This is a genomic window from Spirosoma litoris (genome assembly GCF_054776755.1).
Genome location: NZ_BAAHBI010000007.1, coordinates 234,428 through 251,811, shown reverse-complemented (window position 1 = coordinate 251,811; position 17,384 = coordinate 234,428). Strand labels below are relative to the sequence as shown.

At 45.6% G+C, this 17,384-nt stretch carries 10 protein-coding genes; 4 read left to right on the top strand and 6 right to left on the bottom strand.

Annotated features, from left to right (window positions below):
- Positions 1-110: 110 nt before the first annotated feature.
- Positions 111-3,080 (bottom strand): glycosyltransferase family 117 protein, encoded by a 2,970-nt coding sequence (locus ACYVGR_RS04860; protein WP_460954150.1) that lies wholly within the window; start codon positions 3,078-3,080, stop codon positions 111-113.
- Between the two features lie 319 nt (positions 3,081-3,399).
- On the opposite strand from ACYVGR_RS04860, the gene ACYVGR_RS04855 reads away from it, so the two are divergent.
- The gene (locus tag ACYVGR_RS04855; RefSeq protein WP_460954149.1) at positions 3,400-4,887 is read left to right on the top strand and encodes a capsule assembly Wzi family protein; all 1,488 of its coding nucleotides are present in this window, start codon (positions 3,400-3,402) and stop codon (positions 4,885-4,887) included.
- Between the two features lie 177 nt (positions 4,888-5,064).
- Entirely contained in the window at positions 5,065-5,235 is a 171-nt protein-coding gene (locus ACYVGR_RS04850; RefSeq protein WP_460954148.1) for a DUF1059 domain-containing protein, read from the top strand.
- Between the two features lie 159 nt (positions 5,236-5,394).
- Here ACYVGR_RS04850 and ACYVGR_RS04845 read toward each other — a convergent pair whose 3' ends face one another.
- On the bottom strand, positions 5,395-9,309 hold the full coding sequence (locus ACYVGR_RS04845; protein ID WP_460954147.1) for a PAS domain S-box protein: 3,915 nt from the start codon (positions 9,307-9,309) through the stop codon (positions 5,395-5,397).
- A gap of 773 nt (positions 9,310-10,082) precedes the next feature.
- Between ACYVGR_RS04845 and ACYVGR_RS04840 the strand changes: the two genes are divergently transcribed.
- Positions 10,083-10,667 (top strand): hypothetical protein, encoded by a 585-nt coding sequence (locus ACYVGR_RS04840; RefSeq protein WP_460954146.1) that lies wholly within the window; start codon positions 10,083-10,085, stop codon positions 10,665-10,667.
- Between the two features lie 49 nt (positions 10,668-10,716).
- Here the strand turns inward: ACYVGR_RS04840 and ACYVGR_RS04835 are convergent, their stop codons facing one another.
- Positions 10,717-12,609 (bottom strand): beta strand repeat-containing protein, encoded by a 1,893-nt coding sequence (locus ACYVGR_RS04835; protein WP_460954145.1) that lies wholly within the window; start codon positions 12,607-12,609, stop codon positions 10,717-10,719.
- Between the two features lie 421 nt (positions 12,610-13,030).
- On the opposite strand from ACYVGR_RS04835, the gene ACYVGR_RS04830 reads away from it, so the two are divergent.
- The gene (locus tag ACYVGR_RS04830) at positions 13,031-13,987 is read left to right on the top strand and encodes a hypothetical protein (protein WP_460954144.1); all 957 of its coding nucleotides are present in this window, start codon (positions 13,031-13,033) and stop codon (positions 13,985-13,987) included.
- A gap of 62 nt (positions 13,988-14,049) precedes the next feature.
- On the opposite strand, the gene ACYVGR_RS04825 is transcribed toward ACYVGR_RS04830, so the two are convergent.
- The 3 genes from ACYVGR_RS04825 to ACYVGR_RS04815 all read right to left on the bottom strand — a co-directional run bounded on the left by ACYVGR_RS04825 (position 14,050) and on the right by ACYVGR_RS04815 (position 17,340).
- Positions 14,050-15,384 (bottom strand): MFS transporter, encoded by a 1,335-nt coding sequence (locus ACYVGR_RS04825; RefSeq protein WP_460954143.1) that lies wholly within the window; start codon positions 15,382-15,384, stop codon positions 14,050-14,052.
- Between the two features lie 102 nt (positions 15,385-15,486).
- Complete coding sequence (locus ACYVGR_RS04820) at positions 15,487-16,272, bottom strand: SDR family NAD(P)-dependent oxidoreductase (protein ID WP_460954142.1); 786 nt, start codon at positions 16,270-16,272, stop codon at positions 15,487-15,489.
- Between the two features lie 9 nt (positions 16,273-16,281).
- A complete protein-coding gene (locus tag ACYVGR_RS04815) occupies positions 16,282-17,340 on the bottom strand; it encodes a sugar phosphate isomerase/epimerase family protein (protein ID WP_460954141.1) in 1,059 nt (352 codons plus the stop codon).
- Between the last annotated feature and the right edge of the window lie 44 nt (positions 17,341-17,384).

Below are 17,384 nucleotides of genomic sequence, written 5' to 3'. Positions count from 1 at the left end.
GGAGGGATCTTCGGTAAATAACCAGTTGCCGAAGATCCCTCCTGGCGTCGGGATGACAAAAAACTAGTATAATTCTATTCGTAAATCCTCCATTATTCACGTTAATTATATTAACCAAAAATAGTTAGGTGCTTTTGGAAAATGGCTTCATACTTCATGGCAGCCGTTTGCTGGTTTGCTTCTTTACAGGCTTCCACTATCGTTTGGAGGATGTATAAATCAGCATTTGGACTACGACTCTGGTTACTTCTGGCGTACACAAGGTTCTGATCGGCACGAGTAGCCATGGTGTCGGCAATAGTTAGTGCTTTCTTTGTGTCGTTTACTGCAAACAGGAACCGTACATAATTGGATGATATTTGATCGTATGGAATGCTCTTATCGGGCATCACCTTCAGCGAATAGTCAAGAACCTTGCGGGCTTTGTCGGATTTGCCTTCCCGAATTAATTGATCGGCCAGCCGGAAGAAAGCTATTCTTGCCGAAATAACGGGTGGCCCTTTGTAGGTGTCGTCGTAATAAACGGCGGGGTTATCAAACTCCCGCCAGAACGTCTTATTCATCATGTTATCATACATAATGTCGGAGTTGACGTAGCCATCTGTAGCCCCTGGTATTGCAACTGGCATCAGCCGATAAGTATAACCTTCTAGCTGCATGTAATTCTTCAGATTCAGATAATGCTCATTGGCCAGTGTACTCGAAAAATAAATAGGACGTTGCCAATTATTGGTAGCAATCATATCGAGCATAACCAGATCGGGCTTGAAGAGGTCTTTATTACCAAGCGTCCATTGCAACGTATCCTTCATAAGTGGACGTAGATTAGCCGGAACGAACTTGGCCTGATCGACGGCCTGCTTGTCTATAGGCAAAAACAACACCGACGAGGGGAGGATATTCGTCATATCACCCGTTGTCAATGGTACCTGAATGGCCGGATTATTGGTTTTAACGAGGTTAATATACTGTTTCAGATCGATTCCATTTTTTACGCCAGCCACCTCGTAAAAGGGAATAATATCATTTTTGCCCTTATTAAACTGATCAAATTCCAGCGACATCGGTACGGCATCGGACTCGTACGTTTTGCGCTTCATTTGCTGAATGTACCACTCCGTACCCAATAGGCTAAGATTACACACTCGAACATCGCGTCGGAAACTTTCAACTTCCTGCACGTACCAGAGTGGGAAGGTATCATTGTCGCCTTCGGTAAACAGAATCGCATTCGGCGCACAGGAATTGAGCATATTCTTCGCGAAATCGACCGAATGAAAGCGATGATCACGGTTGTGGTTATCCCAGCTTTTAACGCACATCATAACGGGCACGAGCAAACACATACCAATAACGAATTCGTTTCGGAACGTTACCGATTTAAATCGGACCAGAAAGACGCGTAGAAATTCAACAAGCGCTAGCACACCTAATCCCAGCCAAATGGAAAAGAAGTAATACGAGCCAACGTATATATAATCACGTTCGCGCGGTTCAGAAGGAGGAGAGTTGAGGAAAACCTGAAGACCAATCCCTGTAATCAGAAACAGGAAACCAATGATGAGAAAATCATGACGGCGACGTCGGTATTGAAATACCATGCCGAAGAGCCCCAATAGAAAGGGTAGCATGTAGAAATTGTCGTGGGCTTTATTCGCTTTCAACAAGTCGGGTACGTTCTGATCCGATGACCAGGGTAGGAGGTAACCCGCGCCTTCTTCGTCGCTTTCCCGACCCGTAAAATTCCACATCAGATAGCGCCACCACATATGGTTGAGCTGGTAGGTAAACAGAAAACGAAGATTGTCGCCCATCGTTGGTTTCTGCCCTTCGGCGAGCCCTAACATCTGCCGGTATAATTGTGGATGATTGGAATAACTACTATACATGCGGGGAAAAAGCATTTCATCGCCGGGTGCATAGATATAGTCGGGCTGGTAATCGTAAATGACGTATTTATCGCCCTGTTTTTTCCACATGGGTGCCCCTTTTTTCTGATCGATTGGTCGAGCTGTAAAGATCGGACCGAACAACAGCGAACGGCTTCCATACTGCTCCCGATTTTGGTAAGACCGGAAATTCAGTACATCATCGGGATTATTTTCGTTAATGGGCGGGTTGAAGTTCGCTCGTACCAAAACCTGCATGTATGAGGCATACCCAATCAAGAGAAACGCCAGACTGAGTAACGAGGTGTTCAGGGTCACACGTTTTTGGCGGGCAGACCAGACGATGCCGTACCCAACGGCTCCTAGTAAAGCCAGCGTAAAGAAAATCACTCCTGAATTGAAGGGTAACCCAAACGTATTGACAAACAGGCGTTCCACGAAAAAAGCCATGCCTGGTAAACCCGGTATCGACGCATTGATAATACCAAGTATGGCCAATCCAATTCCCAGCGCGGCCGTGCCTCCCCAAAAGGTGGGCTGTGGGTATTTTTTGAAGTAGTAAATAAGGGCAAGCGCGGGGATAATCACCAGATTGAGCAGGTGAACCCCAATGGATAAACCGATCAGGTAAGCCGTCAAAATTAACCATCGGTTGGCTGCGGCATCATCCTGTATTCGTTCCCACTTGAAGGCGGCCCAAATAACGATGGCGGTAAAAAAGGACGACATGCCATACACCTCCGCTTCAACAGCCGAAAACCAGAAGGTGTCGGAGAATGTGTACGCCAGCGCCCCAACGGCTCCCGTGCCAAGGATCAATAGCTTGTCGGTGAGGGTATAGGCTTCATCGGATTGGTTAGTATCTCGGTTGCCCAGTAGTTTTCGGGTAAGCAGGGTAATCGTCCAGAATAAGAATAGAATCGTGAAGGCGCTGGCTAGCACAGACCCCATGTTGATCCAGTACGCTACACGAGTCAGGTCGCCAAAAGATAGCATCGAGAAAATTCGCCCCAGTAGAAGAAACAAGGGGGCACCGGGCGGGTGAGGAATCTGGAGTTTGAACGAAGAAGCAATGAACTCACCGCAGTCCCAGAAACTAGCCGTTCGTTCCACGGTTAGGGCGTAGGTGATAAAGGCAATGGCAAATACGAGCCATCCAACCCAATTGTTCAGGCGTTTAAAGGATACCATAGACGTAGAGATTTAGCGATATGTATTTGTGTAAGAACCCGCCAAAACTACACCCTGAACCATCATTGCTAGTCTGCTACTCTTGTTAAGAAATGTTAATAAGTGGTTGATTTATAATTATTTAACATTTGGAGTGAATAGCGTAGAGCTAGTTCTGTTTGAGCTATTGATCGCGAATCAATATAAGATTTATTGCCAATAGGAAGCCAAATTTACCGGTTGCTAAAAAGGTATACTTAGAGGTAGTGCTAGTGTTTAAATTGATTCAATATGTTCTAACATATAGCTGCAGAATAGCGTATCCTGATGCCATCTCTACATGAAACAACTCTCCTTAATTGCCATACTGGTCAGTAGTCTTTATTTGCCCAGTTTAGCCCAAACAGGTAGTCTTCAGCAGCTTTATGTAGAAGCTGGCGGCATGGCTTCATCAGTAGACCGGACGCCCTTCTGGCTGCGGGCTAACCAATTTGGAATTGTACCGAATTCTGCGCCAATCGGTACACTACGGGCAGGTGTAAAGGGTTCTGTTTTACTTACAGATACCGCAGGAAGTAAGGCACGTAAGCTGCCAAGTCGTGCATGGATAGTTAGCTATGGTGCGGAGGCTGTGGGCAACGCCGGAAAAGAGAATCAGCTAATAGCCCCAGAATATTATATAAAGCTATCTCATCGGCAAATTCAATTCAGTATAGGTCGCCAAAAGGAGGTTATTGGTTTGGTCGACACTACACTCACATCGGGGTCCTACTCCTGGTCGGGGAATGCGCTGCCAATTCCTAAAATTCAATTTGGGACAAAAGGATTTGCTCCATTGGGGCGCAAGCAATGGTTGGCCATTAATGCTTTTATAGCTCACGGTTGGTTTGCCAATACCGATTACATGCAACATTCGTTTCTGCACCAGAAATCGGTCATATTCCGAGTTGGAAAACCGGCGTCTCGGGTGCGGTTATATGCTGGAATTAATCACAACGTGCAGTGGGGAGGGCATTCTGATTATTTAGATTACCACTATGCAGTAGATGGGCAGCTTCCTGGGCAATTACGTGATTTCCCTAATGTATTTCTGGCTATTCGAACAGATGGCTTAAATAATCCACGTATTACATCTTTTGATTATGTCAATTTATATGGCAATCATGTTGGAAGTATTGATTTTGGGGTTGAATTGAGGCTTGTACCAATTAACCTGATGCTTTATCATCAACATAGTTATGATGATGCCTCGGGCGTGTTTTTTAAGAATGCGCCTGACGGGCTAAGTGGCCTGCGAATCCAGCCGCTACAAGCCGGTTCATCTGGATTTCAGATCGAAGATTTTCTAATTGAGTTCCTAACTACGATAAACCAGAGCGGAGCAATATTTGAACCCTGGAATGGGCTGTCGGGAAACGACAACTATTTTAATAATGGACAATATCAGGAAGGTTGGGCGTATAAAAACCGCATTCTGGGAACGCCTTTTATTACGTTAAAACAGGATGTCAAACCCGAATACCAGAGTGCTACAGGGTTAACAGTTATTAATAACCGTCTTCAGATGGCACACATTGGTTTGCGAACCAAGGTGGCGCATCGAATGAGCTTGATGGCGAAGTTATCCTACAGTCGAAACCGGGGGACTTATTTTGGGCCTTTTCCTGATTCACCAAAGCAGTTGTCTTCTATTGTACAGATTGGTATGCCGTTATCATGGCTAGGTGGCCTATCGTTAACCGCTTCTGTTGCTGCTGATTTTGGGGCCTTATATACGAATGCCGTTGGGGGCTATATTGGCCTTCGAAAAACGGTTTGGCGTAAATAAATCCTATCCGATGTAGTGTTCTGAGCCAGTTATAGCTCCAATTCCACCGTTTTTAAAGTAAACCCTACCTAATGTAGTGTCTTGTCATTAGGGCTTTATAGGTTTGATAACTTTCGTCTATCCTACAAATGACAAATTAAAAACCACTCAAACTTCACCCTCAAAATTCTTCCGATCATGAAAGTATTACACTGCAAAGACGTTGGTTTCGACTGCCCCGGTGTGATCCAGGCCGAAAGTGAAACCGAAGTGTTAGAATTAGCTGCCCAACATGCGCAGGAAGCGCATCAGGTGACGGTTACGCCCGACATGGCCACCCAAATCAAGCCCCTTATTCGGGAAGTTTAGTGATTTCTTGGTATCCTTGGTCTGTGAGAACACGGACACGGTGTACTCCCGATGGGGTCAAATGTTTATAATATGGTTCTTTTCTATAGACATCTGACCCCGTCGGGGTCATACCGTATTGCTTTTCTGTAATTCCTTAATTTACAGCGTGGTTTCTACTCAAACCACTTTTAAAACATCGCTCATCAACGATGTGACGAGCTTAATTTCCGATTGCGTACGTTCCAGCAGAGTACGAACATGGGTTTCTTCAAATTGCTCTAAATGCTCCAGTTTGTAGGCCAGCTGAGCCAGATTCGGCATACCAGCACTGAGTGCGGTTCCGTTCAGCTTATGGCCCGCCGACTTCAAGCCCGCTAGATTTCGGATTTCTGCCTGACGTAAAAGATTGGCTAGTGAACTAGTTAGTTCATCTTCAGCAGCTTCTATGAGCTTCTCCAGAAGGTCTAGGTCTTCGCCCGATATAGTTTTTAAGAGTTGAGGGTCGAAATGAGTATCAGGATCGTCGACATCAATAGTATCGGGTATGTCTGTTGATTGCGTTTCCAGCCACTTCTGGAAGAGCGAAGCCATTGATTTTTCGACGATAGGTTTCGTGATGAAATCATCCATACCGGCGGCAAGGCACTTTTCCCGTTCGCCTTTTACCGTACCAGCCGTGAGCGCAATAATTGGGATATGCCGATCCTGTTCTAAAGCTCGAATACGTTGTGTGGCTTCATATCCGTTCATCACGGGCATTTGGATATCCATCAGAATCAGGTCGGGTTGGTGCTCTATGTAATTGTCTACCGCTTCCTGCCCATTAATGGCTTCTATGATTTGCGCATTGGGTATAAGCTTGTTTACAAAGGTTTTAGCCAGTAACTGATTGATCTTATTATCTTCAACCAGCAATAGTTTAACTGCCTGTTGGGCAATCTGAGCAGACTGCTGGGCTTCCTGAAACGCGTGTTTGCTGGTCTGCTGACCCAGGTGTGATAGCGCCCGGAACAAGTCGGTCATTTTAACCGGTTTTACCAATCGCTGGTTGATGGCCAATGACTCACTTGCTTTAATCAGGCGTTCGTCATCGGAAGAACTATGAAGAAGGATAATTGTCTGTTGCTCAGTTGGCGACGAGAAATTCGCCCGGATTTTCTCAATGGTTTCCAGGCCATCCATGTACGGCATGTGATAATCCATCAGAATCACATCGTATTGTTTCTGTTTGGCCAACAACTGTAGCGCTTCGAAACCATTGCTGGCTTCATCGACACTGATCTGGCGCAGCAAAAACATCTGGCGCAGAATCAGACGGTTGTTTTCATTGTCGTCAACAATCAGAACGTTCTTTATCTCGTTTATATCCAGCCAATTAATTGCTTCACCGACTTCGGTTTTCAGGCGAACATCGAACGAAAAACAACTGCCTTCGTTCAGTGTGCTGACTAGCTCCAGACGGCTTCCCATCAGACCGAGCAGTTTATTCGAGATCGTTAAGCCCAGTCCGGTTCCGCCGTATTTTTTTGTGGTCGAAGCATCTTCCTGCGAGAAGGCATCAAAAATGCGTTCCTGCATGTCGGATTTTATACCAATGCCGGTATCGCGTACCTCAAACCGTAACGTGACGTACTCCTGAGTGGGGTCCGTTAATGGCTTGATTTTTAGTTCTATTTCTCCTTTCTGCGTGAACTTGACCGCGTTGCCCAGCAGGTTTACCAGAATTTGCTTTAAACGTACCGAATCAATGTAAATGAAGCGTGGCAAATCGGCTGGCAAATTGAGCAGCATTTCAAGCCCTTTATTCTGAGCCTGATACGTAATAATGTCGGCCGCCTGACTACTGATTTCGTAGACATCTACTTTCTCAACGGCCAATTCCAGTTTGCCCGCTTCAATTTTCGAAAAGTCCAGGATATCATTGATAATGCTTAATAAGGCATTCGCCGATTGATCGACAATGGACAGGTATTGGTGCTGGGTTTCGTTGAGCGAGGTTTTGAGCAGCAGATCCGTAAAGCCAATGACCCCATTCAAGGGAGTTCGGATTTCATGGCTCATATTGGCCAGAAATTCCGATTTGGCAACACTGCCCTGCTCGGCCTGTTGTTTGGCCTTCTTCAGTTCTTCGCGTTGCAGATAAGATTCGGTAATGTCCTGGGTTAACATCATGATGCCCCCAATGGAACCGTCATACTGGTACCAGGGCCTAATTTCCCAACATAAATAACGATCATGATCGCTCCATTTGGGACGCCAGACATACTCATCACTTTTCTCGATGGCTCCATTTAAACATCGGCTGAAGGTCGCCTTCCAGTCATCAGATAGCGTTGGGAATACATCGTAGTGGGATAAGCCAATGACACTGGTTTTGAGTTTGTAATCTTCCAGCCACCGATTACTAACGGCCAGATACGACATTGTCTGGTCGAACATGGCTACGGCCGCCGGAGCATGCTCAACGAAGGCTGCGAGTCGTAATTTTTCGTTGAGCAATGCCTGCTCAGCTTCTTTCTTTTCGTGAATATCCTGGAACGTACCGTACAAACGAGTGCATCCTGCTTCGCCACATTCCGGCTGTCCTACTACACGAACCCAAACTTCCCGATTGTTTGCGGTAACAATCTGCAGTTCTATGTCAAACGGAGTACCTTCGGCAAGGGCTCGGTCAACAGCTTCAACAATTTGCTCATGATTTTTGCCCTGGAAGAAGGTTTCACCCGAGTTGAGCATGGGCTCAAACTCGTCGGGGACTTCATGAATGGCTTTGGTAACGGCCGACCAATACATGGTTTCTTTTGTAAAGTCGGCTTCCCAGGTTCCAATTTGAGCCACCTTATTGGTTTGCTCGAGCATTTGTTTGGTCCATTTCAGGTCAACTTCCAACTGGTGCCGTCGGGTAATGTCGATGGCGTTTCCAATAACGTAGGCTTCGCCGTTTAACTCATGCTCCAGAATATTCGCAAATAGCCAGATATGTAGCGAGCCATCTTTATGCAACGTATGCATAAGCCCGCTAGCCTTGCCGGTTTTACGAATGGTTTCTAAATACACCTCAAAACCAGGATGCTGCTCTTCTGGAACGATATTCTGCAAACGACGCCCGATTAGTTCTTCGGGTTCATAACCCAGCGCTTGCGCCCCTGCGGCATTGACACTCAGTATTTTACCCTCCAGGTCGTGGATACACATAAGACCCTGCGAGTTTTCGAAGAATGAGCGGAACCTGTTCTCCGATTGATAGAGTTTAACCTCTTTTTGTTTTTCGGCGGTCACATCCCGAGCCACTGCAAACAGATAGCCCGTAGCCGATTCAGGTGTCGCCACCCATTGCAGATAGCGGTAGGTACCATTCTGGCATCGGAAGCGATGGGTAAAGTTGATGGCTGTATTACCTGCCGCTAACTGACTAATTTCCTGTTCTGTTGCCAGCCGATCGTCGGGATGAACTAACTCGAAAAATGAGGTTGACAATAAATAGCGCTCGTCCCAGCCCAGTAGCTGCTGAAAGGCTGGATTTATTTTCTTGAGGTATCCATCAATGCCAGCTACAAAAATTAAATCGTTGGATAGTGTAAAGAGATTTTCAAAATAAGCCAGTTCCTGTTTCTGGCGGTGTTCGACAATGAGCGATGTGGCCATTTCGCCCAGTATTGTCAATGCTTTCTGCTGACTGGCGGTGAGCTTTCTGGGTGTTTGATCCAATACACACAAAGAACCTAGGGCATAGCCATCTGGATCAGTTAGCGGATAGCCTGCATAAAATCGAATGTTCGGCTCCGCTGTGACTAACGGATTTTCTTTAAAACGACTATCTGTTGTTGCATCTTCTATCTCAAGAATGGTCGTATTCAGAATAGCATGTTGGCAAAAAGAAATGTCCCGGCTGGTTTCTGATCCATCGAAACCGATTTGCGATTTGAACCATTGTCGTTCCTTATCAAGTAAGGTTACAAGCGACATCGGGGTTTCACAAATCAACGATGCTAATTCAGTTAATCTATCGAATGCTTTGTCGGGTAGCGTGTCCAGAATTTGGTATCTATGTAATGCTTCTAATCGCTTACGTTCATTAGGGGGGGAAACCATAAATTTTATTAGCTATGCATACGGGAATTTAAGGTACTAGATTCGCGCTAAACAATTGCTGATGATATTGGTTTTATTTATTTATTGGTAACAATTAGATACTATTATGAGGAAAATTTAAACTAAATATAGTTTTATTTATAGGCTATATGAATCTGGTTTATATATGTAGCGCAGATCTCTCCGAATCACACAGCGGTCTATTCTGCCTTTTAATAAATATTTTGTGTCTTTTTCTAGCGTTTGTATCTAATCTATAAACCGTACTCAGCTAACTTGTCCATTATTATGAATGCCCAGAGTTATCAGTCAGTAATTTTGAACTATATTTTAGTCGCCCTGACCCTTCTGGCTATCTTAATCGTTTGTGTGCTTCTAATGTTATAGGTAGTTGCCTGATTTACTATTTTTAATTTGCACCGGGTTAAAACCCGACGAGAAGGAAAACCGGAATTGATTTGAGTTGAATTGCGTAGTTGGTAGTCAGTTTCGGGGCAGTGAATATTAATTTCTTGATTACCGTTTGCCGTTTGTTTGGCAAATGGATGGTGTGGATAGAAGCGGAAATGCTGACTCTTTTAGGGGCAGCATTTTTTGTTGGCCACTTCCTGATTGAACCAGCAATTGGTTTAGTCGTTTTTTGAGATGATGTATTGAGATGCGATTTAACGTTACTTTAATCCTACGTCATAACTAGAAAGAGAACTTTACCCGAAGCTAAACTAGCGCCAGGCAGGTATTGGGGCTAGATTTTTTCTAACTAGTTGTAATTTATGATCAAGTTTTTCACTCAACATCTGTGTGTGGCTCTGGTAGGAGCCGCTATTCTTTCGTCGTGTAGCCGCCCCGTTGCTTATTTCCAGCGTTCTTCTGTCGATCCTTCTGCTAAAACTCAGACGATAGCTGCAACTGCGCCCACGCCGACGCTTGCCGCTGAACCCAACGAGACCGAAGCGCTCGCCCAGGCTACCACGACTATGACGCAACTGGAAGGCTACGTTCGAAATGACAACCAATTAGCCTCAAACAAAAAACTGACAGCGCGAATGAGTCGCGTAAAAGCGTTATTGACGTCAACGCATGGAACGCTGGCACCTAAAACGGCCAACACTTCTCAGAAAATGAGTTTGATGGAGCGATTGATGCTGAAGAAAATCAATAAAAAGATAAACCGTCAGTTGGCACCCGCTCATATAACCAATACAACTATTAATCCCGTGATTTTAATTGGTGGAATTGTGCTGCTGATTGGGGGTTTGATTCTGTTGATTGCTGGTACGGGAACCGCTGCTTTCATTGGCTTGATTATAGCCCTGATAGGTGCTCTCGGAACAGTATTAGGCCTGTTCGGACAGTAATTTATCCTACGAGAAGCCTCTTCTAAAGGGGCTTCTCGTAGCTACTGATTTATTTTTTCTCCACTAGTTGTCGGACCAACAGTTTTAACTCATCAATTTCTTTCTGTTGTTGAATGCTGTAGAGCGTTAATTCTTCTACTTTCTCTAACAATTTAGCATTCATTTTTACCAGGTCAACGCCCTCTCGTACCACCTGTTCTGCAGAAGGCACACCCGGTAAATGACCATTTAAGTTGATGTAAGCCGCCAGAGCAGCTAGTGGTTGTAATTGATAGGTAGATGTAAAGACGTGATCACTCCACTCGTTCGTCGTATTGATACGAAGCTGGTATCTGGCTTTTACTACATCACCGCGTTCATTAACGGTTAAAAACTGATCGGTCGCCAGCGCAGGCCGGCTGGCAGTTGTCAGATTGGTTAGCCGCAACCCACTCATATCAGGTGATTCGCTGACTACTTCCAAACGGGCTGTTGGGGCTGATGTACCAATACCAACATTGGCCTGATTTCCTAATACAACGGCATTACTAATTGTTACTTTCGCGCCAGCCCCAATCGCTGTGGCATGATGCAAATTGGTTGACTCAGCATTGGTTTGGTGGCCAATCAGCGTATTACTGATGCCTGCCCAGAGCCCACCGCCCGCTTCGCCCCCAATAATAACATTATGTCCCCCGCTTCCGTCGCCTGCCTGAGTGTTATAACCCATTAGTACATTGTCATCGCTCGTGGTGATGGCCGTACCCGAAAAAGGCCCAATAATAATGTTGTTACTGCCAGTAGTGGCATTAAAACCTGCCCGATACCCCAAAAATGTATTGCTGGCTCCGTTTGTATTAGCTCTTCCGGCAAAATAGCCCAGAAAAGTGTTGTTAGGCCCCATTTGGTTAGCCAATCCTGCACTATTGCCGACGAACGTATTGGCCCCACCCGTTGTGTTGGCTGCACCTGCTTCTCCACCCAGAAAGGTGTTATAGCCCGCCGATGTATTCGCTAAACCGGTGTGGTAACCTAAGAAGGTATTGTTGGTCCCGTCGAGATTGGTGTAGCCAGCCTGGTTGCCCACAAATGTATTACGATCAGCAGTCTTATTTGTCCAACCCGCTTCAGTGCCTAAAAAGGTGTTGGAAGTGCCCTGTGTATTGAAATAGCCTGCCCGATAACCCAAAAACGTATTTAATGTGCCAGTTTGATTGGCCGTGCCTGCCTGGGTACCTAAAAAAGTGTTATTACTAGCCGTAGAATTAGACGCGCCTGCATAATAGCCAAGAAAGGTATTATTAACGCCCGAGGTGTTATTTGAACCCGAATTAGCTCCCAAAAAGGCATTGTTGGCACCTGTCTCGTTTAACGAGCCCGCACCTTCGCCTATAAAAATATTGAAACTGCCAACTGTATTTGAAATACCAGCGGAATTTCCCATGAATGTATTAGAGTTGCCGGTAGTATTAGTACTACCTGAAGAGTACCCAATGAAAGTATTGGCGTTGCCAATGGTGTTAGCAAATCCTGCCTGCCCACCAATAAAGACGTTGAGACCGCCGAATGTATTAGTACGGCCTGTCTGATTGCCAATAAAGACGTTGTTAGATGCCTTATTATTATAACCAGCCTCATTGCCCACAAACGTGTTGGAGTTGCCATTTGTATTTGCATTCCCGGCAGTATTTCCTACCATAGTATTATTACTACCTATCGTATTTAAGGCTCCTGCTTGAAACCCTAAAAAAGCATTTCCATCACCTGTTGTGTTCTTTAAACCAGCATAGTAGCCCAAAATAACATTATTAGTTCCCGTCATGGTTGTATTGCCGGCACTAGGACCTACGATCGTGTTATCCATACCGGGCGTAGCTGAAACAGGAGAGGTTGCTATGTAATTGTTTTGCGCAAAAAGTGAGCTGCTTGCAAAAAATAAAAGTGCATAAAAAATAGGTTTCATTTACTTGGAGTTGGTTTGAAAGTGTGAATATTAACTTGTGGCTAAAATAAGATAAACTAACTCATAATCAATTGAATGGCGATTTTTAATTGACTGAGTTTATCTTTTGGCGTTTGTACTGGCTACTTTAAAATAGGTAAGTAAGTCCTGAAGGAATTACCATAAAAAAACGCTGGCCTTAGTAAAGCCAGCGTTTAAGTTCTATCCACACCAAATGTAGGTTCCACCATTAACCTACAATCGCTATAATCTAGTACGCAGAGAGTATTTCGTTTGTGGCATTATTACTAAATCCTGCCGAACGATTTAACTTTTGCTTAAGGTATTTACAGTACCGTTTACATACTGTAGTGTCAATCAGATTTCTCATTCGACTACCTTTAGAGATTAGTAGTATGTGCTCTATCGACACCAGCCAGTCATGCTTAAACCACTTCTCTCGTCAATAGGTAAGGTTTATAATTTCCTGATAGGGTTGATCGTGGCTACTATTCTGGTCATTGCGACCTGGGTATTCTGGGGGCAGTATCAGGAGTTACGACTTCAGAATAAGTTTATGAAAGAAGGTAAACTCGTTTCGGTGATGGTTGAGCAGACCAGTCGGAAGCACCAGTCCTGGCGGGATATATTCGGCAATAGTGCATATCTAACTTTTCCTTATCAGGGTAAAACCTACACCACCCGCTTTGTTATGGATTCGGGCTATGTGGGTTCTGGCGACCGGGTTAAGTTATTGTATCATCCAGCGTATAGTGCGTTTCGGCAACCAGAAAGCGACAATCGGTTTGATAAGTCCGCGCGAAAATCCCGATTAATTGACTGGAGTACCGTACGCGATTTCAGTAGGGAGCATCAGTTGTTTCTATTCTGCATAATACTGGCAACGGCTTCTTTTTTCATGATCACAGGGCTTGTTGTAACGCTTATTCCACTTACATTTCTACAGGATATAGCCCGCTTTATTCTTGTTGTGGAACTACTGATGGCTGCGGTCTTCTTTTCGTATGATACCTGGACGTATTTTCAGTATTACCAACAGCTAAAGGCTCATGGACAGGAGGTTACCGTTAAGGTATTGGATACACAGCGACACGCCAAGTACCGTAATTCAACATCAAGAAGCTGGCGTGAGTATACCTACAAAGCAACCATTCGTTACCAACAGCAAGAGCGGGTAATTCCTATTAGTGAAGATGATTTTGAAAGGCTTAAGCCCAATGACTCGTTAAAAGCGCGTTACGATGCATCAGTGAACGATTTGATGTCGGTCGATTATTCGATTGATTATGAACAGCTTTTAGTGCCCACGTTTTTCTGGCTCGTCTCGTTCATCCTAAGCCGTCCCTTCTTCACGCGCAAGAGGATAAAGGTAAGTTAAGATCGATTACCGGCCTTTTTACCCCTAAATCCCCTTCAGAGGATTTAGGGGTATTAATATCTTTATGATACCAGCTTGCCCTCATTTATATCGCTCTGAGTAGGCGTACCTATACGCTCAATTTTACCAACGAGGAAGATGTACGAGCAAGCGCCGATAAATTCAATTGTCCCGATAAAGAGTAGAGCTGGTTTAAAACTTCCGCCTTGAATCAGGTATCCAATTGAGATAGGTACCACGATTGAGGCCAGATTGCCCATGAAATTGAATACGCCACTCGTCAGACCAATCAGGTGTTTAGGCGATAAAACTGATACAAATATCCACGAAATCAGGGCCATGCCGATTCCGAAAAAGGCGAAGGATAGGAAGAAGATGACCAATGTGTCATTTTCGGTGTAGTTCGCGCCAACAATGCTTAATGATAAAATAAACCCAATGATAATAGGAGCTTTTCGGGCCAGACTCGCCGATTTACCCTGACTGATGAGCCAATCGGACAGGAAACCCGATAACAGTAAACCGGCACAGGCCGCCAGAAACGGTATTGAAGCCAAATAGCCCGATTTTATAAAACTCAAATGCCGATACTCCACTAAATAAGTTGGGAACCAGGTAAGAAAAAACCAGAGTGTGGCATTAACACAAAATTGACCGATATAAACCCCCCATAACGTCCGGCTCGAAAGAATCAGTTTTACATTCGACCAGTGCCAAATATTGGCCTGATCCTTTGTTTGCTCTTTTCCTCGTAATAAGCCGCCACCTTCTTCAATATAATCCAGTTCTGCTTTATTCACATTGGCGCTATCGAGTGGATCGCGATAGAACAGATACCAGACAATACCCCATATCAGACCAACCAGACCCGTGCCAATAAATAACCCTCTCCAGCCTGCATATACCTGAACCATTGCCAGAATAGGACTTAGAAACGCGAGCCCGATAAATTGGCCAGATACATACATGGCAATGGCCGATGCTCGCTCGTTATTCGGAAACCATTGAGTTACCACGCGATTGTTGATCGGATAAGAAGGTGCTTCGAGGGTACCTGTGGCCAGTCGGAGAAAGAATAGACTGGCAATGCCTCGAACAAGCACATGGGCCAGGGTTACAATAGACCAGGTAATTAAACAGAAAGCATATAAAATGCGAGGCCCAAACCGGTCGGCGATTAGCCCACCCGGAATCTGCAAAGCCGCATAGGCCCACCCAAACGCGGACAGAATGTAGCCTAACTCGACTTTCGACAGATTAAGGTCTTTGCCAAGGGCTGACGCAGCGACACCAATATTGGTGCGATCCAGATAACTAATCGCTACATTGACGAATACGAGGGCTAACATCCCATACCGAACTCGGGTTGGTTTGCTTTTTCCGGTAAACTGTTCCATTGTTTCGGAGGTTAAGTAGTTCTTTCAAGTTCCAGGTTTCAAGTTGGCTGACGCACAATACTTCCCCCAGCGAACTTGAAACCTGGAACTTGAAACAATAAATTATCGTGCAGTCCAGCCACCATCGACGGTGAGCATCGAACCAACCATGTAGCTTCCGGCGTCGCTGGCCAGGAAAATGGCGGCTCCCTGAATCTCCCGCAAATGTCCCCAACGACCTAAGGCCGTTGCGCCTACTACAAATTTCTTTCCTTCGTCGGTGTCGGCAATGGGCAGGTTCATTTCGGTCAGAAAAGGGCCTGGGCAAATGGCATTGACGTTGATATTATAAGGTGCCATTTCCAGCGCCAGCGCGCGGGTCATCTGGACTACCGCCCCTTTGCTGGATGTATAGGGGGTGCGATTGGATAAGCCTACCAAACCAAGCGTACTCGCCAGATTGATGATGCTTCCCCGACCCGCTTTTTTCATGAACGGGACTACGGCCTTGCAGCACAGCCAGGTTCCCGTTACGTTCACCTCCATGACCTTGGCAAAATCGGCGGGCGTCAGTTCGTCGATTGGACCTCGGATGTTAATTCCAGCGCTATTGATCAGAATGTCGATCTGCCCAAACGTGTCGATCGCTTTTTGGGCCATCGCTTCTGTTTGTTCTGGGTTAGAAATGTCGGCGCTGAAGGAGATAGCTTTGATACCATAATCCTGACTCAGTTCCTGAGCGGCACGTTCACCTTCTTCGGCATTCCGGTTGACGAGCATGAGGTTGGCTCCTGCCGAAGCAAGACCGGCCGCCATAGCCAGACCGAGACCTTTTGAGCCGCCCGTAATGATGGCCGTTTTTCCAGTTAAGTTAAATTGACTGACTCCAGGTAGTATTTCTTTACTCATGAGATTGCTTTATTTCATTCCTAATTTGTCTTTGCTGTAATTTAGGCAGGCTACAATGTTGGCTTCTTCGAGCGCCAGTTTTTCATCGTTACTCAATTGCGATACACGAGGTAAGCCGCCAGCGTATTTATGGTGCCGGACCGTTCGGAGCATTCGGGCCAGATCAGAGCCCGGTACCGAGCCCATTGTTTCCCAGTACGCATTGGTCACGCAGGGAATTTCCAGTGGGTCGCGGGTAATCATTTCCAGACTAAATGTTCCGGTTGGATTATGTTTTCGGCAGAGGTCGACCATCTTAGGTAAGTCTAAAATACCCTTGCCCATTGGTACTTCCGATAAGAGAAATCCATCTGGATATTCCTCTACCGCCATGTCTTTCACGTGGGTACTGAACACATAAGGCGATAGGGTTTCGACTACTTCCATCGGGTCTTCCAATAACGCCATGCTATTACCAAAATCGAGGGTGACGCCAATCCACTCGCTGTTAACCTGTTTCAAGAGGTTCACTAAATCGGGAGCCCGCCAGTCTTTGTGATTTTCGACACCTAGTTTGACCTTATGTTTGCGTAGCACAGGTTCGGCCAATTGCAACATGGTCAAGGCGTTTTTCTTCAACTCTTCGAAAGCTGCGGGAGAATGATAGGTTTCATACCGTCGACCTGTTGAGCAAACGGTTCGCAACACCTGCGCACCCGCTTCCCGAGCGTTGATGACGTCCTGTTCAAATTTGGCGACTTCATCTGCCTTCTTGGGCAATCCAATCGAGCCTTCCAGATAAAGTCCGTATTTCTCCCGTACATCGCGCACCTTTTTGGCAAAATCGGACGACCAGCCACCTACAATCACCTGCACACCACCAGCCCCCAGTTGGTGGCAGTGATCAAGCAGTTGAATCGCGTTGGTAAAGGCCGGATATTTCTGACTGTCCACTTTTGAGTTCCAGCGGCTCCAGTACGAATGGACAACAATACCCATCCGCTTGTCGGCAAACCAATCGGGAACAGCAGGGAAAGAAACAGCTATAGCACCTGCTGCAGCTTGTTGCAAGAAATCTCGTCTATCCATTTGGGCAAAGGTCAAGAGTTGTTTAGGGTAGGAGTTTGTTGTCA